This is a genomic window from Nocardia tengchongensis, assembly GCF_054781395.1.
This window is the reverse complement of sequence record NZ_BAAGUM010000018.1, coordinates 152084-172405: the sequence shown is the minus strand read 5'-3', so window position 1 is coordinate 172405 and position 20322 is coordinate 152084. Positions and strand designations below refer to the sequence as shown.

Annotated in this window: 20 protein-coding genes; 11 read left to right on the top strand and 9 right to left on the bottom strand. The window is 63.8% G+C overall.

Annotated elements, in window-relative coordinates:
- Positions 1-15 precede the first annotated feature (15 nt).
- The 3 genes from ACYVKL_RS35415 to ACYVKL_RS35405 form a co-directional block, all read right to left on the bottom strand.
- Positions 16-336: a hypothetical protein gene (locus ACYVKL_RS35415; RefSeq protein WP_379172043.1), complete on the bottom strand. Its 321-nt coding sequence runs from the start codon at positions 334-336 to the stop codon at positions 16-18.
- Positions 337-353: 17 nt separating this feature from the next.
- Positions 354-2195 carry a dihydroxy-acid dehydratase gene (gene ilvD, locus ACYVKL_RS35410; protein ID WP_379172041.1) on the bottom strand — a complete coding sequence of 614 codons (1842 nt, stop codon included), beginning with the start codon at positions 2193-2195 and terminating at the stop codon, positions 354-356.
- A 159-nt stretch (positions 2196-2354) separates the two neighbouring features.
- Positions 2355-2855, bottom strand: coding sequence for a PH domain-containing protein (locus ACYVKL_RS35405; RefSeq protein ID WP_379172039.1), 501 nt, complete (start codon positions 2853-2855; stop codon positions 2355-2357).
- Between the two features lie 318 nt (positions 2856-3173).
- Here ACYVKL_RS35405 and ACYVKL_RS35400 point away from each other — a divergent pair, with 318 nt between their 5' ends.
- The 4 genes from ACYVKL_RS35400 (at position 3174) to ACYVKL_RS35385 (ending at position 7066) form a co-directional block, all read left to right on the top strand.
- Positions 3174-5132, top strand: coding sequence for an acetolactate synthase large subunit (locus ACYVKL_RS35400; protein ID WP_213557160.1), 1959 nt, complete (start codon positions 3174-3176; stop codon positions 5130-5132).
- Positions 5129-5632, top strand: a complete 504-nt coding sequence (gene ilvN, locus ACYVKL_RS35395; protein ID WP_040860049.1) for an acetolactate synthase small subunit — start codon at positions 5129-5131, stop codon at positions 5630-5632. Before ACYVKL_RS35400 ends, ilvN begins: the two co-directional genes overlap by 4 nt.
- 133 nt (positions 5633-5765) lie before the next feature.
- On the top strand, positions 5766-6767 hold the full coding sequence (gene ilvC / locus ACYVKL_RS35390; protein ID WP_213561376.1) for a ketol-acid reductoisomerase: 1002 nt from the start codon (positions 5766-5768) through the stop codon (positions 6765-6767).
- Positions 6768-6904: 137 nt separating this feature from the next.
- On the top strand, positions 6905-7066 hold the full coding sequence (locus ACYVKL_RS35385) for a hypothetical protein (protein ID WP_379172037.1): 162 nt from the start codon (positions 6905-6907) through the stop codon (positions 7064-7066).
- Positions 7067-7153: 87 nt separating this feature from the next.
- Here ACYVKL_RS35385 and ACYVKL_RS35380 read toward each other — a convergent pair whose 3' ends face one another.
- The gene (locus ACYVKL_RS35380; protein ID WP_379172035.1) at positions 7154-7459 is read right to left on the bottom strand and encodes a hypothetical protein; all 306 of its coding nucleotides are present in this window, start codon (positions 7457-7459) and stop codon (positions 7154-7156) included.
- A gap of 181 nt (positions 7460-7640) precedes the next feature.
- Positions 7641-8411, bottom strand: a complete 771-nt coding sequence (locus tag ACYVKL_RS35375) for an SDR family NAD(P)-dependent oxidoreductase (RefSeq protein ID WP_213557158.1) — start codon at positions 8409-8411, stop codon at positions 7641-7643.
- Between the two features lie 123 nt (positions 8412-8534).
- Here ACYVKL_RS35375 and ACYVKL_RS35370 point away from each other — a divergent pair, with 123 nt between their 5' ends.
- Together ACYVKL_RS35370 and ACYVKL_RS35365 are read left to right on the top strand one after the other, a co-directional pair.
- Positions 8535-9155: a TetR/AcrR family transcriptional regulator gene (locus ACYVKL_RS35370; protein ID WP_379172031.1), complete on the top strand. Its 621-nt coding sequence runs from the start codon at positions 8535-8537 to the stop codon at positions 9153-9155.
- A gap of 61 nt (positions 9156-9216) precedes the next feature.
- Positions 9217-9945 (top strand): HNH endonuclease, encoded by a 729-nt coding sequence (locus ACYVKL_RS35365; protein ID WP_379172029.1) that lies wholly within the window; start codon positions 9217-9219, stop codon positions 9943-9945.
- Positions 9946-10391: 446 nt separating this feature from the next.
- Here ACYVKL_RS35365 and ACYVKL_RS35360 read toward each other — a convergent pair whose 3' ends face one another.
- The 3 genes from ACYVKL_RS35360 to ACYVKL_RS35350 form a co-directional block, all read right to left on the bottom strand.
- Positions 10392-12386 (bottom strand): hypothetical protein, encoded by a 1995-nt coding sequence (locus tag ACYVKL_RS35360; RefSeq protein WP_379172028.1) that lies wholly within the window; start codon positions 12384-12386, stop codon positions 10392-10394.
- Positions 12387-13055: 669 nt separating this feature from the next.
- Positions 13056-13943 (bottom strand): HNH endonuclease, encoded by an 888-nt coding sequence (locus ACYVKL_RS35355; RefSeq protein WP_379172026.1) that lies wholly within the window; start codon positions 13941-13943, stop codon positions 13056-13058.
- 40 nt (positions 13944-13983) lie between these two features.
- Complete coding sequence (locus ACYVKL_RS35350; protein ID WP_379172024.1) at positions 13984-14217, bottom strand: hypothetical protein; 234 nt, start codon at positions 14215-14217, stop codon at positions 13984-13986.
- Between the two features lie 169 nt (positions 14218-14386).
- Here ACYVKL_RS35350 and ACYVKL_RS35345 point away from each other — a divergent pair, with 169 nt between their 5' ends.
- Positions 14387-15271: a helix-turn-helix domain-containing protein gene (locus ACYVKL_RS35345; protein WP_379172021.1), complete on the top strand. Its 885-nt coding sequence runs from the start codon at positions 14387-14389 to the stop codon at positions 15269-15271.
- Complete coding sequence (locus ACYVKL_RS35340; RefSeq protein ID WP_379172019.1) at positions 15264-15470, top strand: DUF397 domain-containing protein; 207 nt, start codon at positions 15264-15266, stop codon at positions 15468-15470. The genes ACYVKL_RS35345 and ACYVKL_RS35340 overlap by 8 nt, the downstream gene beginning before the upstream one ends.
- Positions 15471-15578: 108 nt before the next feature.
- On the opposite strand, the gene ACYVKL_RS35335 is transcribed toward ACYVKL_RS35340, so the two are convergent.
- The gene (locus ACYVKL_RS35335; RefSeq protein ID WP_379172016.1) at positions 15579-16442 is read right to left on the bottom strand and encodes a DUF559 domain-containing protein; all 864 of its coding nucleotides are present in this window, start codon (positions 16440-16442) and stop codon (positions 15579-15581) included.
- Positions 16443-16567: 125 nt separating this feature from the next.
- On the opposite strand from ACYVKL_RS35335, the gene ACYVKL_RS35330 reads away from it, so the two are divergent.
- The 3 genes from ACYVKL_RS35330 (at position 16568) to ACYVKL_RS35320 (ending at position 20285) form a co-directional block, all read left to right on the top strand.
- Positions 16568-17443: an alpha/beta fold hydrolase gene (locus tag ACYVKL_RS35330; RefSeq protein ID WP_379172014.1), complete on the top strand. Its 876-nt coding sequence runs from the start codon at positions 16568-16570 to the stop codon at positions 17441-17443.
- A 270-nt stretch (positions 17444-17713) separates the two neighbouring features.
- Entirely contained in the window at positions 17714-19783 is a 2070-nt protein-coding gene (locus ACYVKL_RS35325) for a neutral/alkaline ceramidase (RefSeq protein WP_379172012.1), read from the top strand.
- A gap of 4 nt (positions 19784-19787) precedes the next feature.
- Positions 19788-20285 carry a GNAT family N-acetyltransferase gene (locus ACYVKL_RS35320; RefSeq protein ID WP_379172010.1) on the top strand — a complete coding sequence of 166 codons (498 nt, stop codon included), beginning with the start codon at positions 19788-19790 and terminating at the stop codon, positions 20283-20285.
- The last annotated feature ends 37 nt before the right edge of the window (positions 20286-20322 follow it).

The window sequence follows — 20322 nt, the reverse complement described above, 5'->3', positions numbered from 1 at the left end:
CGGCCGCTTCGTCTGTCACTGACGTGCCGTCCAGGCTTCCCATTCCTGGAAAGTCTCGTTGTGCAGCTGGAGCACCCGGCTCGACTTCTCGTCGATCTCCCGCTGCAGCAGCACTCGATGCGCGCTGATCTGCAGCTGCTCCTCGGGGGTCGCCATGAACTCGGAGTTATCGAGCTCGCGCACCTCGGCGGCCAGCGCCTCGGCCTCGGCGAGCAGGGCCCGCGCTTCGGCATTGCGGACATCGGATCGATGCAGCATCGCCGTGTAGTCGGCCAGCATGGAATCGGCCTTGCCGACGAATTCGGCGTCGGTCTGGCCGATGTATTCGATTGTCATTCCCTTGCTTTCTTCGATTACGGCACGCGCCGGACGGCACCCTTGTCGGCGGAAGTGGCGAGCGCGGCGTAGGCGCGCAGCGCGGTCGTCACCGGGCGCTCCCGGTTCGCCGGCTGCCAGGGCCGCTCGGAGGCTTCCATCTTCACGCGACGCTCCGCGAGAACGTCTTCGGGAACCAGCAATTCGAGCGCGCGGGTGTGCACGTCGATGCGGATGCGGTCACCGTTCTCGATGAGTCCGATGGACCCGCCGGAGGCCGCCTCCGGGGACATGTGGCCGATGGACAGGCCCGAGGTGCCGCCGGAGAAGCGGCCGTCGGTGATCAGCGCGCAGACCTTGCCCAGGCCGACGCCCTTGAGGAACGAGGTGGGGTGCAGCATCTCCTGCATGCCCGGCCCGCCCTTCGGGCCCTCGTAGCGGACCACGACCACATCGCCGGGCTGAATCTCCTTGCCCAGGATCTTGGAGACCGCCTCCTCCTGCGACTCGACCACCACGGCTGGGCCCTCGAAGGTGAACAGTTCCTCGTCGATGCCGGCGGTCTTGAGGATCGCGCCGTCGGGAGCGATGTTGCCGCGCAGCACGCACAGGCCGCCCTCGACGGTGTAGGCGTGCGGCACGTCGCGGATGCAGCCGCCCTCGGCGTCGGTGTCGAGCGAGGACCAGCGGTTGGCGGTGGAGAACGGCTCGGTGGTGCGGACACCGCCGGGCGCGGCGTGGAACAGCTCGATCGCCTCGTCGGAAGCCTTGCCCGAGCGCACATCCCAGGAGTCGAGCCACTCGTCGAAGGAGGCGGTGTGCACGGTGGTCACGTCGGTCTCCAGCAGCCCGCCGCGGCGCAGCTCGCCGAGGATAGCCGGGATGCCGCCGGCGCGGTGCACGTCCTCCATGTGGTAGTCGGAGTTGGGGGAGACCTTCGACAGGCAGGGCACGCGACGGGAGATCTCGTCGATGGTCTGCAGATCGAAGTCGATCTCACCCTCCTGTGCGGCGGCCAGGGTGTGCAGCACGGTGTTGGTGGATCCGCCCATGGCCACGTCCAGGGCCATCGCATTGCGGAAAGCCTTGGCGTTGGCCACATTTCGCGGCAGCACCGAGGCGTCGTCGTCCTGGTACCAGCGGGTGGCGATGTCCACGATGACCTTGCCGGCCCGCTGGAACAGCGCGCGGCGGGCCTCGTGGGTGGCCAGCGTGGAGCCGTTGCCCGGCAGCGCCAGGCCCAGCGCCTCGGTGAGGCAGTTCATCGAGTTGGCGGTGAACATGCCGGAGCAGGAACCGCAGGTCGGGCAGGCGCTGCGCTCGACCTCACCCAGACCCTCGTCGCTCACCGACTGCGAGGCGCTCGCGGAGATGGCGGTGATCAGGTCGGTCGGCGCGTGCGCGACGCCGTCCACGACGACGGCCTTGCCGGCCTCCATCGGGCCGCCGGAGACGAACACGGCCGGGATGTTGAGCCGCATGGCGGCGTTCAGCATGCCGGGGGTGATCTTGTCGCAGTTGGAGATGCACACCAGCGCGTCCGCGGTGTGGGCGTTGGCCATGTACTCCACGGAGTCGGCGATGATCTCGCGCGAGGGCAGCGAGTACAGCATGCCGCCGTGGCCCATGGCGATGCCGTCGTCCACGGCGATGGTGTGGAACTCGCGCGGGACGCCACCGGCCGCTCGCACCGCCTCGGCCACGATCTCGCCGACGTCCTTCAGGTGCACGTGGCCGGGTACGAACTGGGTGTAGGAGTTCGCGATGGCGACGATCGGCTTCCCGAAGTCGGAGTCGGTGAGGCCGGTCGCGCGCCAGAGCGAGCGAGCGCCCGCGGCATTGCGTCCGACGGTGGTGGTGCGTGAGCGAAGCGGTGGCATTGGTCCTCGGTTCGTGTCGCAGGGGGGCTGTTGAGCGACTGGCCGGTGGTGTGCGACACGAGAATCAGGGGCTCGCGTCGATCTTCCGGCGGGACTCAACGTTACTCCCGGCCTATGACCTCGAATACCGCCGGTGGAAACTCTGCACCCCGGAAACGCCTACGACTTGCCGGTTCCGGTCTCGGTGTCAGGGGCTTCGCTGTCGGTTTCGTCGGTTTCGGCCGCCGCGTCGGCGTCCTCGGGCTCCTGCGCGAACGGATCCGGGATGCGTCCGCCGGAGGCGTCGACCAGGTCGGCGAGCCGGTTGTAGCCGACTGCGGGCAACGTCACATCGGTGTCGTCGGCCAGGTGCAGCCGCAGGTACCCGCGCTTGGGGATGCGCAGGCCCCGGACGTCGGCCCAGTCGATGTGCCGGGAGCCGACCAGGGTGCGGGTGTCGATGCCGTTGTCCGAGACGGTGGTGCGGGTCCGTTCGACCCAGAGCACCATCGCGGCCGGGATCGCGAACAGGATCCACAGCACCTTCGGCGCCCCGAAGAACGGGAAGGCCACGCAGAACAGCAGGATGAACACCCCGAGGTGAGCGAGCCGCGGGATGCGGATCACGCGACCCGCGTCCGATTCGGCACCGGGGGTATGGGACGATCGAGCAGGTGGCACGGACTGATGCTGTGAGGACACACCCATATCCTCGCATCATGGTGAACGGACCCGAACAACCGCACTGTCTCACATAATGAGACCCCATTGGTCAGCTGTTTGACTGAACGACTAGCGCGCGCATACCGTCGAGCGCGTGAATCGAATCGAGTTGCTCGTAATCGGCCGGCGCGTCCAGCGCTGAGCCGACGACTTCAGGTCTATTACGTCAGCTCGCAGCTGCGACGCGCCACCCTCGAACAGCCTTGGCTGTCGGGGGCTTTTTTGTGTTCAGGCAAGTCCCATGACTGGAACGACAAGCAGTAAGGAACCAAGACGGTGAGCGCACCTACCGCCCGGCCCGGGCCCTCGGCCCGCAGGCCCGCGCCTTCGGCCACTCAGCCGACCGCGGCTCCGGCCGCGACCCCGAACCGCCGCCAGGTCCCGCCCGAGCGGGTCACCGGCGCGCAGTCGGTCGTCCGATCGCTCGAGGAGCTGGACGTCGACACGGTATTCGGTATTCCGGGCGGTGCGATTCTTCCCGTCTACGACCCGCTGTTCGATTCCACCAAGGTCCGCCACGTGCTGGTCCGCCACGAGCAGGGCGCGGGTCACGCCGCGACCGGCTACGCGCAGGCCACCGGCAAGGTCGGTGTGTGCATGGCCACGTCCGGTCCGGGCGCGACCAACCTGGTCACCCCGATCGCGGACGCGCAGATGGACTCGGTGCCGCTGGTGGCCATCACCGGCCAGGTCGGTCGTTCGCTGATCGGCACCGACGCCTTCCAGGAAGCCGACATCTCCGGCATCACCATGGCGTGCACCAAGCACAACTTCCTGGTCACCGACCCGCTGGACATCCCGCGGATGATCGCCGAGGCGTTCCACATCGCCTCCACCGGCCGTCCCGGCGCGGTGCTGGTCGACATCCCGAAGGACGTGCTGCAGGCGCAGACCACGTTCTCCTGGCCGCCGGAGATGAAGCTGCCCGGCTACCGTCCGGTCACCAAGCCGCACGGCAAGCAGGTCCGCGAAGCCGCCCGCATGATCATGGAGTCCAAGGCTCCCGTGCTCTACGTCGGCGGCGGCGTGATCAAGGCCGACGCCTCGGCCGAGCTGCTGGAACTGGCCGAGCTGACCGGCATCCCGGTGGTCACCACCCTGATGGCGCGCGGCGCGTTCCCCGACACCCACACCCTCAACATGGGTATGCCGGGTATGCACGGCACCGTGGGAGCCGTTGCGGCACTGCAGCGTTCGGACCTGCTGATCACCCTGGGCGCGCGTTTCGACGACCGCGTCACCGGCCAGCTGGACTCGTTCGCGGTGAACGCCAAGGTGATTCACGCCGACATCGACCCCGCCGAGATCGGCAAGAACCGGCACGCCGACGTGCCGATCGTCGGTGACTGCCGCGAGGTCATCACCGAGCTGATCGAGACCCTCAAGGCCGATCCGGCCACCGGCGGCAAGACGCCGCTGCTGGATCTGACCGAGTGGTGGGGCTACCTGAGCGGCATCCGCGACGCCTACCCGCTGGGCTGGAAGACCCCGTCGGACGGTTCGCTGTCGCCGGAGTTCGTGATCGAGAAGCTGGGTCAGCTCGCCGGTCCCGACGCCATCTACTGCGCCGGCGTCGGCCAGCACCAGATGTGGGCCGCGCAGTTCATCAAGTACGAGAACCCGCGCACCTGGCTGAACTCCGGTGGCCTGGGCACCATGGGTTACGCGGTGCCCGCGGCCATGGGCGCCAAGATGGGCATGCCGGACTCCGAGGTGTGGGCCATCGACGGCGACGGCTGCTTCCAGATGACCAACCAGGAGCTGGCCACCTGTGCCGTCGAGGGCGTGCCGATCAAGGTCGCGCTGATCAACAACGGCAACCTGGGCATGGTCCGCCAGTGGCAGACCCTGTTCTACGAGAAGCGCTACTCCAACACCGACCTGGGCACCCACACCCTGCGCATCCCCGACTTCGTGAAGCTGGCGGAAGCGCTGGGCTGCCACGGCATCCGCGTGGAGAAGGAAGAGGACGTGGAGGCCGCGATCCGCGAGGCGCAGTCGATCAACGACCGTCCCGTGGTGATCGATTTCATCGTCGGCAAGGACGCGCAGGTGTGGCCGATGGTCGCCGCCGGCACCTCCAATGACGAGATCATGGCCGCGCGCGGCATCCGCCCGCTGTTCGACGAGGACGAGCAGGCTTCCGAGCCGGCCGTCATACACGAGGCCATGTCGCACGAGAAGGCTTCGCTGGCCGCCCACGAGCGCGCCTCCCAGAAGGGGACCGAGGAATGACCACCACCCACACCCTCTCCGTGCTGGTGGAGGACAAGCCGGGCGTGCTGGCCCGCGTGGCCAGCCTGTTCTCCCGGCGCGGCTTCAACATCCAGTCCCTCGCGGTCGGCGGCACCGAGATCCCCGAGATCTCGCGCATGACCATCGTCGTGACGGTGGAGGATCTGCCGCTCGAGCAGGTCACCAAGCAGCTGAACAAGCTGGTCAACGTCATCAAGATCGTGGAGCAGGACACGGACTCCTCCGTCGCCCGCGAACTGATCCTGGTGAAGGTGCGCGCCGATGCCAGCGTCCGCACCCAGGTGATCGAGGCCGTGAACCTGTTCCGCGCGAAGGTGATCGACGTTTCCCCGGACGCGCTGACCATCGAGGCCACCGGCACCCGGTCCAAGCTGGATGCGCTGCTGCGGATGATGGAGCCGTACGGCATCCGTGAGATCGTGCAGTCCGGAGTTGTCGCCGTGGGTCGTGGACCCAAGTCCATCACCGCGACTCGTTAGTACCGTGGCCGCCGCGACTCGCCGGTTACCGGGAGTCACAGCGGCCGCCAGTCCGCTCGCCCGGCATTATTTCGGCCGGGACCAACGTTTTGAACACAGAATCCAAGAAGGAGCACCCAAAGTGGCAGTCGAGATGTTCTACGACGACGATGCCGATCTGTCGATCATCCAGGGCAAGAAGGTCGCGGTCATCGGCTACGGCAGCCAGGGCCACGCCCACTCGCTGAGCCTGCGCGACTCCGGTGTCGACGTGCGCATCGGCCTCAAGGAGGGCTCGAAGTCCCGTGCCAAGGCCGAAGAGGCCGGCCTGACCGTCGGCACCCCCGCCGAGGTCTCCGAGTGGGCCGACGTGATCATGGTCCTCGCGCCCGACACCGCGCAGGCGTCCATCTTCACCAACGACATCGAGCCCCACCTGAAGGACGGCGACGCGCTGTTCTTCGGCCACGGCCTGAACATCCACTTCGGTCTGATCAAGGCTCCGGCCAACGTCACCGTCGGCATGGTCGCCCCCAAGGGCCCCGGCCACCTGGTGCGTCGCCAGTTCGCCGACGGCAAGGGCGTTCCGGCCCTGATCGCCATCGACCAGGACCCGACCGGCACCGGCCAGGCGCTGGCCCTGTCCTACGCCAAGGGCATCGGCGGCACCCGCGCGGGCGTCATCAAGACCACCTTCAAGGAAGAGACCGAGACCGACCTCTTCGGTGAGCAGGCCGTGCTCTGCGGTGGCACCGAGGAACTGGTCAAGACCGGTTTCGAGGTCATGGTCGAGGCCGGTTACGCGCCGGAGATGGCCTACTTCGAGGTCCTGCACGAGCTCAAGCTGATCGTCGACCTCATGTACGAGGGTGGCATCGCCCGCATGAACTACTCGGTGTCCGACACCGCCGAGTTCGGTGGCTACCTGTCGGGCCCGCGCGTCATCGACGCCGGCACCAAGGAGCGCATGAAGGCGATCCTGACCGACATCCAGGACGGTACCTTCGTCAAGCGCCTGGTCGCCAACGTCGAGGGCGGCAACAAGGAGCTCGAGGGTCTGCGCAAGGCCAACGCCGAGCACCCGATCGAGGTCACCGGCGCGCAGCTGCGCAGCCTGATGAGCTGGGTCGACCGCCCGATCACCGAAACCGCGTAAGGTTTCGTCACGCTGAAGGGCCCGGCATCCTCGCTGATGCCGGGCCCTTGTGCGTCCGGCCGTCCCCGCCCCGGCCGGACACCGTCAAGACCGGGCGGCGGCGCGATTCGCGACCGTCCGCAGGTCACCCGCAGCGAGTGGGTCATCAGCGGGGGCTGACCGGCGCGGGTCACCATCACGTAGCGCGGTTTCCCTACATCGCCGTCGAGTTGTACGAACTGCTCGTGCTGGCCCGCGGTTGGTCGCTGGATCGCTACGCGCAGTGGACAGCTCACGCCATCACCGCTGCCCTGATCTGAGGTCGCGACATGGCGAAGGCCCGGCAGGTTGTCCTGCCGGGCCTTCGCCGTTCGCGCGTGAAGGGGGTTACGCGCGAGTGGGTCTCGTCACCAGCTGCCGAGGGCGTCCGGCAGCAGGTGCCGCCACCACCAGTTGTCGTCGTGGCGGTGGCGGTTCCAGTCGTCGCGGTCGCGGTCGCGGTCGTGACGCCAGTCGTCGCGGTCCCGGTCTCGATCGCGGCCGCGGTCCCACCAGGGGTTGCTCGGCTGGTGCGGCCACGCAACATCCGCCGGCGCGTTGTCGACGGGAACGTCCGCGCTGGCCGGAATCGTCACCGCCGCAAGCGGAATCAGAGCAATGGCACCGGCGACGGCAACGCGAGCCGCGGTCCGGCGTAGAAATGTCGACTTCATGGTGAGCAACACTGCCCCAGTAACCTCTGAATGAGGAACGTTTTTCCTGTGAATTCAGGGCCGAATGGTCCTCATGTATGACCGCCCACCCTGAGCAACCCTGAAACCCATTGCACGGCAACGACCCCGCAGAATTCCTCCCGCAGGGCCGTTCGCAATTCGACTGTGGCAGTCAGGTATATCAGTAGTGCGTGCCGCCGTCGATCCGAATCTCGGTACCGGTGATGAACGCACCATCATCCGACGCCAGCATGGCGACGACACCGGCCACGGTGTCCGGCGACGCGAAGCCCTGCCCGATACCGGGGGCCAGCTTCATGAACAGGCTCAAGTCGGCATCCGCCGGCAGACCCGGGCCCTTGCCGGAGGTCATGTCACTCGAAATCGACCCCGGCGCAACAGCAACCACACGCAGACCCTGCTTCGAGTACTCCGCCGCCAGCGCGTGGGTCATGGACATGATCCCGCCCTTGGACGCGGCATACGCGGACATGTACGGGTGCGCGAAGAACGCGGACGTAGAGGTGAAGTTGACGATCACACCCTTGTCCGAAGCCAGCAACTGCGGCAGCGACTCCTTGATCATCAAGAAGGTGCCCGTCAGATTGATGGCAATGATCTTGTTGAAGTCCTCGACCGGCTGCTCATGCGTATGCGCAGACCGCAGAATGCCGGCCGCATTGATAAGCGCATCGATCCCGCCGAGCGCCTCGGTAGCAGCAGCAACCCCGGCCTTCACCGATGCTTCATCGGAGATGTCCACAGTGAGGGTCGTAAGCCGATCCCCATTCCCATTCTCAGCAGCCTGCTTGGCAGTCTCGGCCAGCCCCGCCTCATTGACGTCAGCCCCCACAACCTGCCCACCCTCGGCCAGGATCCGGTGCACGGTAGCGCGACCGATCCCCGACCCAGCCCCGGTGATCACTACTCGACGCCCGTCAAAACGCTCCATTGCGACTCTCCTTAGCTATGTTCCAGCCTCTGCCTGACACGGTACGCCCACATGGCATGTCATGCCACAGTGGCATCCCGTCGACTAGGATTGACCCATCCAGCCCGCCCAAAGGAGGTGAAAATGTCCGCCACCCACCCCATGGTCCGCCCGACCCTCGCGGAACGCCGCAAACAAGAAACCCGTATGGACATAGCCCGAACCGCAGCCCGCCTGTTCGCGGAACACGGCACTGCAGCAGTGACGGCAGAACAAATCGCATCCGAATCGGGCGTTGCGTTGCGCACCTTCTACCGCTACGCCCGCACCAAGGAAGAGTCGGTCGAGCCAATGCTCGCTGCGGGAGCGCAACGGTGGCTGGCCGAGATCGCCGCGGGCCCCCACCGCCTCCCCACCCCCGATGAATTCGAATCTGCGGCCGTCCGCTCCCTGGCCCTCGGTGACAGTCCGGACGACCTGGAGATAACTCGAGGTCTCCTTCAAGCCATGGGCACCGACCCGGCTTTGCGTGCCATCTGGCACCGCATCAATATGGAGGCCGAGCGTGACCTCCATCGAACCCTGTCGAATTTGGCTGGCCCCCAAACGGATCCGTTCAGGCTTCGCGTCACCGCTGCCGCAGCAGCCGGCGCAATCCGTGTGGCACTGGAACTTTGGGCTGCCGCTAACGGCCCCGCGGAAGGTCTGAACTCTCCAGCTGACCTGGTCGTTCGGTGCATGCGCCAACTGCACGTCGCTGCCTAGCGCTCGACAAACCAGACTGGACTGTTTGCCAGGTGGTTTGTGTGAAGCTACGTTGGGTCACATGGTTCTCAGTCCGGCGTGGACCCGGGACGAATTAATCCTGGCCTGCGATTTGGTCGTCCAGAACGACTGGCGTGAGCTGCGTCCGGGTGATCGGCGAGTAGTCGAACTATCCGACCTCCTGCGCTCGTTGCCGATCCATCCGCCGGTCACCCGACCGGACAGCTTCCGCACCGCCAACAGCGTGTCCCGCAAGACAACTGACATCGCCACGGGCCGTCCGGGTTATGTCGGCAAGCCGACCCGAGGCGGCAAGCTCGACAAGATCGTATTGCAAGACTTTCTCGACGCGCCCGCTGAGATGCACGCCGTGGCCCATGTCATCCGAAAAGCCGCTGCCGCGGGCAGCTTCGACGACGCCGTGGCCGCCGAGGCCTATGCAATCGACGACGTTGATTCGGCTCGAGAAGGCCGGCTGATCACAGCGCTCCGAACCCGTCGCGAGCGCGATCCGAAACTACGTCGCAAGAAGATCGATGAGTTTCTCCGTGACAATGACCGCGTGTTCTGTGAGGTCTGTAACTTCGACTTCGAAGCGGCCTACGGAGTGCGCGGCAAAGGATATATCGAATGCCATCACGTGGTTCCGCTTCATGTGTCGGGAGAAACGAACACCCGTACCGCCGACCTCGTACTCGTGTGTGCGAACTGCCACCGCATGATCCACCAGCCACCGCGTTGGATACAGCCGAACGAATTGCGAGACCTGGTCATGGCTCATAACCGCTGACCGCCGCGCCCTCCGGATGCACTGTAGTAGTGCCTGTTACGATCAACTTGGCTCGCTCAAGTAGTTGTCGGAGGTGATCGCCTAGGGCTCGGGTAGGCTGCGGCAGAAAGCTCGACGCCTATCAGGCCATCTGCGGCTCGAGGCTTCGTTTCAAATCATCGAGATTGGATCTGAAGCACCTTGTCTCCGTAGGTATCCCGAATTATGCGAACGACCTCGGCCGCCATCTTCGCATCGATCTGTAGCCGAACACGCATAAGATCTGGGAACACGGTCCAGGCAAGCGTAAACCCGTCTGAATGGATGGCATCGTCATGCTCGAATCCTGTTGTTTCGCTTACTAACTGTCGTGTGTGGGGGCGAGGTCTATTGGCGCAGTTCGATTTCCTGCGACCCGCCGGCTGGCGGCGGGCCGAGGCTGGGTGGCTTTGGTTAGTACGCGTTAGCTACTTATGTATCTTCGACTGTGGTCTTTGCGCTCTTCTGCCGCTACCGAAACGGGAGCCACCAGTGACGCGAATCCTCTGTTCGACATTCACAAGCCCGAGTACCGCCGTAGTCAGAGCCTGTGGACTTATCCACTTCTGGATATTCTCGTCTTTGACGCGAATGCTGTTGCCATCTTCATCGATGCCCAACTCCTGCCCTTTGAGCTTGTAGGCATGCATCAACTTGGAGACCAACTCATCCTCGTACACCTGCTTGACGAGAGATATCACCTCATCCTGGTCGGCGCGGGGATACTCTTCCATCCAGAATTTGAACTCGTTCTTAAACAATGGAAATGAAGTGTTTATGCTGATCGTGCCGAATGACGATCCTCCTTCGGATATGAGTCGATCAAACCGTGCGGCATGTTCGACGTCATCATCTCTGAATGTCTCCCATCTTACATCCGGAAGTCCATCGCTCTTTCGGCGCACTGAACCCGCGAACTCTCCCGCTTCGTCATTATTCAATATAATCTTGTCTCCCGCACCGCCCGAATCAGCTGATCGATTTCTGGGCATATTGGAGGCCGGCTTCTTTTCATGTGAGCTGCCTGTGCCGACTCTCGGGGTGCCTGTCTTAGACGATGCTGGATTGCCGGATTCCCGACCGGTGTCTTTCTGAATCAGGAGTGGAGGGCGAAACCGTGTTGATAAACGTTCCATCGTCCTCTTCAGGCGCTCACGCCGGTCCTGGTCGTTACTGTCGGTGTCCCCGGATCTGCTCTCCTCGATCGCCTTCTTTATTGGTCCCGGCATTTGCTGATAGAAATTGTCCTGCCAGTCCTCCCAGGGGAGGCTGGTGCTCCCCTTTCCGATCAACATTCCTCGAGATGCCTGGGGCATCACTCCCCAACGTGTGGGCTCGGACTCGTCATAGCGTGGTGGAATTATGAACATCCACACACGCGAACGGATGGAGTCCGGTATGCCGAATTGGCGATATTGCTGCGGTCGATCTTTACGATCGTAGGCTTCGTTCTCGTACTGAACTGCAATAAGCGGCTTGGTTGGGCCCTTCTCGGGATTCAGGGCGTCCTCGGGCTTGTCGGTTAGATACCACTCGATCTTCGTCCCATGTTTGACCATGACCGTACCGTGGTGATTGTTGGGCGAGATCACAGGCTTTATGCCTTTTACCAGTCGAGGGTGGACCGCATATCGCTCTCCATTAGGGGCGACGAGCACGCGGTCCTTGCTTTCGCGTCGGTCGGTCTCCGTAGGTTTCGGCTCGAGTGTTGCAACTCGAACTGTGATGTCGTTAGGTATCGCGACAAACCTGCTGTTTAGGTAGTTCACGATTCCGCGTTTTGAATCGTCTTCACCCCGTTTGTAGTCGCCGCTCACTGTGTCACGATGAGGGCCGTCGCCGAGAAATAGGAAGACCGTTCCGTGACCAGCTTCCTTGATTTCATTGAAATGAAACTTTCGGAGATCAATACCAAGGGTCGGATTGTAGGAGGGCGGTATGCAGTCACCTATTTCTCCGAGGTCCTCGTCGGGATCGGATCCAGGTAGATAGAAATCGAAGTCTCGCAGCTGCCATCTGTCGTGCCGGTGGTCGAAATGGATCCAGATCATTCGGCCGTCTGGAGTCTCTTCGGTCCAGGACATGACAACAATCCCGTACGGATTCCACTCGTAGCAGGATGCTTTGAATCCTTGTCCGAAGTTCTCGGTAAGCGAGATGGTCCTACCGCCTCCGCCGAAAGATGAAAGGAAAAGTTGGAGATTTTCCTCATTCATTCCAACGCCGTTATCGGCCACGTAGCGCCTGGCGACGCCATGTGTTGTAAAAGACTCCTCATCAACTCCAAAGTTGACCCAGGTTGATTTTGCCTGAATGGAGTTCACAAGGGCTTCTCGCGCCCACTGGTAGGGTCCACCTGCGTTGTACGCCTGCCGAATCAGGTGATGCACGTTCTCGTCAGGAACCGTGACAATCTTACCCATTGCTGAATCACTTTCCCCTAGCTGAGCTAGGAGGCCGGCACTAGCTCCCAGTCGGAGCTAGTTCGTGGCGGCGATGCTACTCGTAGATTCAGAAGCTTACGATCGCATTGCGGAGTCCTGTGTCCGTTGCAAATAGCGTGGCTCGTTTTGAGTCACTCGCAATTTATATACCAACGGTTCGGTATTCTCTGGGGATCTACTGCCGGCCTCGAAGCCGCGTTAACTGCAGAGCGAAACCGCTGGTGGCTTCCACCCGCCTGGGTTAGCGTGGGCTAAAACTGTGGAGGAGGTCGCCGTCGATGTCCGATGTTTGCGGTGTCGTTGGCGCCCGTCGTGTCAGAGTCCACGTCTCGAAGCTGGGGACGGTTGACCTTGCATAGGTCGCTGTATAAGGCCACCTTGAGCCAGATCTGAAGTGACAGTTTAGAAACGGTCTGCTGCATCCGTGTCGAGGACTACATCGAATGGCATCACGTGGTTCCTCTCCATGCTCAGGTGAGCCAATACCCCGACGTTCGGTCTTGTATTGATGTGTGCGATCCGCCATCCGGTTATCTACCAACCTAGCGAGTCGAATCTCCCCGATGGCTACATATGATCGTCCCGACCGTCCTGAGGAATTGTCGCCGGAATGATCGGCGCAACTCGAGGTCTTTAGTGGTTCCCCTGCTAGCAGCCTGTCAGGTTGAACTCCTTGAATCTGTACGCCAACCGTTCGCGAGACGGTCTGTCGTTCTTCCTGGCCGGAGTGTTTATGTGAAGGCCATGCATTTCCTGAAGTCCGTGGCGCAACATTGGCCCGTCGACTTCTTGGAGCAGTGCCCGATTGATCCGGATTTCACCATCGGGTGTGATGCCTAGAAAATTCTCATCGTAAGCGGCGTGGTGGATCTTGCATAGGCTCAGGCCGTTGTCGATTGTTGGCGTTCCGTTCGGCTTGCCGTCGGCGATGATGTGGGCGGCGTCGAGGAGCTTGGCGTGCTTGAGATGGCAGACGGCACAGCGGCATTCGTAGGCGCGTAGGACGCGGCCGCGGAACTCTGGTTGGTGTAGACGCTGTTTGGTGACCCGCTCGGCGTACTGGCGTTCCAGAGGCTGGAGTTTCAGGGGATCGCTGACCATGCGGAGGTCTTCGTTCAAGGCGATGAGGAACTGGCGGTTCGGTTGGTCGTCTGCGACGACGTAGACGCGTGGTACCGGGACGAAGACGCCGTCGGCGATCTTGCGCAGTAGGAGGAGGGGCAGTTTGTGGGTGAGGGCGGCGCGGAGCTTCTTGTTGTCGCCTTCGACGCTGCCTTCGCGGTAGGCGTAGGCGAACAGGGAGTCGTGCAGTTCCTCGTCCGCGTACTTGCCCTTGGGGTCGGACAGGATCGACAGGGTTGCGAGCATGTCCTTGGGGTTGCGGATGCCGCGGTTCCGGTCGATGAGACGGTGGGTCTGGCCGTTGAGCGTGAAGTCCCACAGTTGTTCGCGGGTAACGACTCCGGTGTCTCCGACCAGTTCCTCCAGATGTAGGAAGATCTCCTCGCGGAGGATGGCCTCGGCATCCCTTTCCATGGTGGAAGTTTGTCATGGGATCAGGGTGAAGAGTTGATCTTCAACGGATGCGTTTCGGTGCTGTACTCGTGAGGCTCTCGGAGATGCTGGCCAAGGCGTCGTGGCCGTGTTCGAGGATGGCGGCGAGGGTTGTTGCGTCGAGGCAGATTTCGATCTCTCGATGCAGGTCACCCAGGATGAGCGTGACTTGGTGTTCTTGGGGGTTGGGGACGAAGCGGACTGGGCAGTCGGCGGTGGTGATGACCCAGGCGCCGATGGTCAGGTGGTCGAACATGGTGGCCTCCCTTGGGGCGGTAGTGGTTATGTTGAAAGTGCATCAGTTGCTGGGTGAAGTGGTTACCCTGTTCTGGGTAAGTCAGTTGGGTGTGATCGAACGCCCTGGACTGCGGTCGGTTTGGGGGTTCCTTTCACCCAGTTCGGGTGCTCGCCGATGAGGGGAAGTCATGTCGGAGACTGGCTCGACTCTGCCCAGGAGGCAGCTTGGGCGGTATCTGCGGGAGGCTCGGAGCGCGCTGGGGATGTCGCAGGACCGGGTGGCGAAGGCTGCGGACGTGAGTACGTCGGTGTTGCAGCGGTTGGAAGGTGGGATACCTACACGGCTGAAAGTTCGGGATCTGCAGGCGATTTGCGAGGTTCTGGAGATGCAGGGCGACGCGGCCGATGCCATGGTTGGGTTGTTGCAACAAGCGGGTGAGAAGAGTTGGTGGCACGAGTACGACAGCGTGATACCGGCGAACTTCGACGTGTATGTGGGACTCGAGACCGCGGCACGAAGGCTGACCACGTATCAGCCGGCGCTGGTGCCGGGGCTGTTGCAGACTTCCGATTACGCCCGCGCGCTCATTCGTGGCGTCAAACCTGAGGAGTCGCCAGCGGACCACCAGCGGCGGGTCGACTTGCGGATGAGGCGACAGGCCAAGGTGTTTCGGAAGTATCAGCCGCTTGTGCTTGATGTTGTGCTTCACGAGGCTGCGCTGCGGTGCAAGGTCGGTGGGGAAGCTGTGATGGCGGCTCAGTTGCGGCGGCTCGCGGAGGTTGGGAAGGCGCCCAACATTTCTGTCCGCGTGCTTCCTTTCGACGCGGGCGCGCCGCTTGGAGATCCTGTGGGGCAGTTCGCGATTCTGGAGTTCGACGAAGACTTCCGCGGCGAGCGCGTGTGGCCGCCGGTGGTGTATCTGGAGAACTTCATCGGGTGCATGTACCTCGAGAAGGACGGGGACGTGCGGCGGTACTATCGGGTTCTCGACAGCCTCCAGCGGGCGGCGTTGGACGAGACGGTCAGTCGGGGCCTGCTGCGGCAGGTAGCGAAGGAGTTTCAGCGTGACTGACGACCTATCCGCGGCGGAGTGGTTCAAGAGCAGCTATAGCGGGGACAAGGCGGACTGCGTCGAGGTTGCTTTCCTTGCTGACGGTCGCGTCGGGGTCCGTGATTCCAAGGACGTAGACGGTCCCGTCCTCGTATTTGCGCCGGAGGAATGGGATCTTCTCACGGACGTCATAGCTCGCGGCCAGTTCGATCGCGGTTAGGTTTGGTTCCGGGTCTTCTGCACTCGTACATGGGCTTATTCGTGCACAGCTTGGGCCGAGATGGCAGGAGCTGCCATTTGAGCGCGGATTGTGCATGAATAGGCCCATTCAGCTGCTGCGGTATCGGCGGCGGCGAAGTTTGATGACCGCCGACGCCTCATCTGCGCACCTGTCAAGAGAACCGTAGACATCGGATGCCGCGTAGCGGAGGACCAGCCAACCTGCGAGCAGCAGGCTGTTCTGCCGGCGGCGGTCTTGGCGGAAGACTGCTGGAGCGCTGTGGAATTCGCGGCCGTCGATTTCGATGATGGTGTGGGAGCGTTCGTCTACCAAGTCGCAGATGTATTGACCCACTGGGTGGTTCGCGAGCAGAGTGAGGCCGCGGTGGTGCAGGGCTCGGGTGAAGAGGCGTTCGGGTTCTGAGGCGGCGCGGGTTGATGCTTCGCGGAGGTGGCGGCTGAAGGCGGTTCGGCCTGGGATTTTGCAGTGGGACAGGCGGAGTGCGTCGTGGGGGCTCACTGTGCGGCCGAGGTGCTCGTCGATCATGGCTTCCGCGGTGGGGCAGGGGAGGACTGCGATGCAGTCGAGCAGGGTGAGGGCGGGGTGGGTGGTGGGGAGGTCGCGGGTTTCGGTGGCCCAGCCGGCGGGGAGGTTGCGGCGATAGAGGTGGAGCCAGGGTGGGATTTTGCGGTACAGGGGTTTCGGGACGGTTGCTTCGAAGAGGGTGGGTTCGGTGGGGTGCATGCCTTGCAGCCACGCTGCGGTGCGGTGGCTGAGCAGGGCTTGGGGGAGCCACGTGGCGATGGCGCGGCATCGGGCGATGGAGTCCGGCGTATTTGTGCTGTACACGCCAGGGAGCAGGCGGACGTAGGTGCCGCTTCGGCATCTGTTGTCGATGGTGGAGGTGGGAATGCCGGCGGCTGACAGTTCTGCCCTGGTCACGATCATGTGCTGAGGGTGGCAGCGGGGCACGTCAACGGATGGGCGCCGAACTCAGGATTCTCGGAGGGTGTGGATAAGGCCGGGTTGTGGATAATCGCTGCAAATACGCTGGCAGAGGCCGTGCTCTGGGCTTGTCTGCTGGGTTAGCGTGGACTATGGCTGCTGATCAACCACCTGTCATTCCGAACGTCCGTCGGAGTTTCGTTGAGGCGCGTGGGGTGCGATTTCACGTAACCGAGGCGGGGGAAGGGCGGCCGGTGGTTGCGCTGCATGGGTGGCCGCAGCATCACTACGTCTATCGGGACCTGCTGGCGGATCCGCCGGAGGGGTTGCGGATCATCGCGCCGGATCTGCCGGGGTATGGGTGGTCGGGGCCGGCGCCGCATCGGTGGGCGAAAGATGATGTGGCCTCGGATCTGTTGGCGCTCATGGATGTGATGGGGCTCGGCAAGGATGTGTTGCTGGTCGGGCATGACTGGGGTGGGTTTGTGGGGTATCGGATGGTGCTTCGGGAGCCGGAGAGGTTCCGGGGATTTCTCGTTCTGAACATGGCGCATCCTTGGGCGCCGAAGGGGGATGTGGCTCGGCAGGGTTGGCGGTTGTTGGCTTATCAGCCGTTGATGGCGAGTGTGGGGGTGCCGTTGCAGCGGCGGACTCGGTTCTTGGAGAGGCTGTTCGAGGCGGGGACCGCGGGGCGGAATCGGATGGATCGGGAGACTGCCGGGATTTTCGCGGAGCGGTTCAGGGATCCTCTGGTGGCTCGGACGGCTCGGGATACATATCGGACGTTCTTGTTGAAGGAGATTCCGGCCTCGGTGCGTGCGCCGGAGACGCGGCGGGCGATTGTGCCGGTGCGGGCGTTGTTCGGGAAGGGGGATGCGGCGGTGCATTACTCGTTGGCCGCGGCGGAGACTGCTCGGGCGGATGACTACACGCTGGAGTTGGTGGAGGGGTGTGGGCACTTCATTGTCGATGAGCGGCCGGAGTTGGTTCGGGAGCGGCTGGTGGAGCTGGATCGGGCCACGCGGTGACGTTTCGGGCCTGCAAACTCTTTGGTGGGGCTCGCTGACGCATCGGGTTGCTGGGGGTGGAGGGAAGTGGGTTTGACCTGGGGAGGTCGGCGTGTGCGGGGGCGTCGACAGCGTTGGCGCGGATAGGGTGGCGGCGGTGATTCTGGACGGATGGCTAGAAATTGGTCAAGTGACCGACTAGTCTTCGGGCAACCTGAAATGGAACAGGTTCACTCTTTGGCGTCCAGCGGCTGGGGTCGTGTCGGCGCGGTGAAGGATAGTGAGGGTCTTATGAGTCTGTCCCGGCGGGCTGTGTTGGCCGGCGCTGCTGTTGGCGGCGTGGGGGCCAGTGTGGCATTCGGTGCGAATATTGTTGGGGCGCAGCCCATCAAGCATCGGGAAGCTGGGCAGGGGTATCTCGTCGGGGTGGGGATCGCGGATATCACCGGTGCCCCGGCGGGGCAGGGGATGATGGGGTATTCCGAGGCTGATCAGGTCACTTCGGGGTTGTTGTCGCGGTGTTATGCGCGCGCCTATGTGGTGGTGGATCAGGCTACCGGGGATCGGGTGGTGTTCGTGAACACCGACAACGCCTGTTTGTTCCAGTCGGTGCATCTGGTGGTGATGCAGCAGTTGCAGCAGCGGTTCGGGGGGATGTACACCGAGCGGAACGTCAACCTCAATGCGACGCACAACCACAACTCGTGTGGTGGTACGGCGCGGGAGTATGCGTATTCGCTTGCGGCCATGGGTTTTCAGCAGAACTCGGCTGATGCCGAGGTGAACGGGATCGTCAAGGCGATCGTCGCCGCGCATGACAATCTCGGGCCGGGGTCGATCATGCTCGGGCGCGGCGAGCTGCACGACGCCAGCGTCAACCGGTCGCGGGGCGCGTTCGAGGACAACCCGGCCGAGGACAAGGCGGCGTTCCCGGATGCCATCGATCCCATGCTGACGGTGCTTCGATTCCGGCAGGGCGGCAAGGATGTCGGGGCGATCACCTGGTTCGCCACCCACGGCACCTCGCTGACCGACCGGAACACGCTGATCTCGGCCGACAACAAGGGGTACGCCAGCTACCGCTGGGAGCACGACGAGATGGGGGTGCGGCACCTCGACGGTGCGCCCGCGTTCGTGGCGGCGTTCCCGCAGACCAATGCCGGCGACATGACGCCGAACCTGTGGATCAAGAAGATGCATCCCTCGGGGCCCACCGAGGACAATCGCACCAACTGCGCCATGATCGGTGAACGCCAATATCAGGCGGGGCGAAAGGCTTTCGATGCCGCGACGCCGATGAGCAGCACCGGTGTCGACTCCGTCCTGCACTACGTGAACCTGGCCGACACCGCCATCGACGGCGACTACACGCCCGACGGCAAGCCCGCCCGCACCGCGCCCGCCATGATGGGCGCGGCCGCGATGGCGACCAGCACCGAGGACAACTGGAACTCGCAGCTGTCTTTCCTGCAGGAAGGTGACGCCAACCCGATGGTGGCGGCCCTCGGCGGACTGAACTCGCCGGTCGAGCAGTGGATGCAGGATGTGCAGGCGCCCAAGCTGGTTCTGGCCCCGCTCGGCATCCTGCCGCCGCGGCCGTGGGTGCCGCAGGTGGTGCCGCTGCAGCTGATGCGGATCGGCGACCTGGTGCTGGCCTCGGGGCCGGCGGAGTACACCGTGGTGTCGGGTCTGCGGATTCGGCGACTGGTGGCGCGGGCTCTGAATGTGCCGCTGGAGAACGTGCTCCTGCAGGGGTACGCCAACGGCTACTGCGGATATGTCACCACCCCTGAGGAATACGCCTCCCAGCAGTACGAGGGCGGCGAAACCCTGTTCGGCCGGTGGACGCTGTCGGCACACATGCAGGAATTCGACCGTCTCGCAAAGGCTTTGGCGGCGCGCATCGACCTCGGGCGCGGGCCGGCGCCGCTGGACTGGTCCTTCGGATTGCAGCCCAACCTGCTTGCCCCGGTCCCGGCCGACACCCCGCACGCCGGTCGCGCCTATGGCGACGTGCTGACCCAGCCGCAGGCGGACTACGCGGCGGGACAGACGGTTTCGGTGGAGTTCGTCGGCGCGCACCCGAACAACAACTTCCGGCTCGACGGCACCTACTTCGAGATCCAGCAGAGCTCGGGTGGCGACTGGCGGCGCGTCTACGACGACAACGACTGGTGCACCGAGCTGCACTGGTCGCGTCCCGCCGGTCAGGACGCCGCGTCCACCATCGCCATCCAGTGGACGGTGCCGGACGGCGCCCCCGCGGGCACCTATCGCATCCAGTACACCGGTGACAGCCGCGACGGCACGGGCGTCAACCATGAATTCACTGGAACATCAGCGGAATTCGTGATCGGCTGAGGTCATGTTCATCAGACCCGCCGAGATCGCCGACGAGAAGCTGCTCTGGGCGATGCTCTACGAGGCGTCCTATGCCCGCGACGGCGGAATGGACTCGCCGGACCAGCTCCGTGACGTGCCCACCCTGGCGCATTACGTCGAGGGCTGGGGAGCCGCAGACGATCTCGGTGTGGTCGGGGGATTCGACGGCGTCGCGCTCGGTGCGGCGTGGCTGCGCTTGTTCGACGCCGAGGACCCGGCCTACGGCTGGATCGACGCCGACACTCCGGAGCTTGCCATCGGTGTCGCGCCCGAGACCCGCGGCACCGGGCTCGGAACCGCCCTGATGTCCGCGCTCCTCGATGCCGCCCGCGAGAAATTCGACGCCGTCAGTTTGAGTGTGCGGCTGGAGAATCCGGCGGTGCGGCTGTATCAACGACTCGGCTTCGTCGAGGTGGAGGGTTCCGGCAAGGTCAACCCGGCCGGAACTACCAGCGTCACAATGGTTCTCCGTTTTCGCTGACCCGGGTCACGACCTGTGCCGGCCCACGTACCGCTCG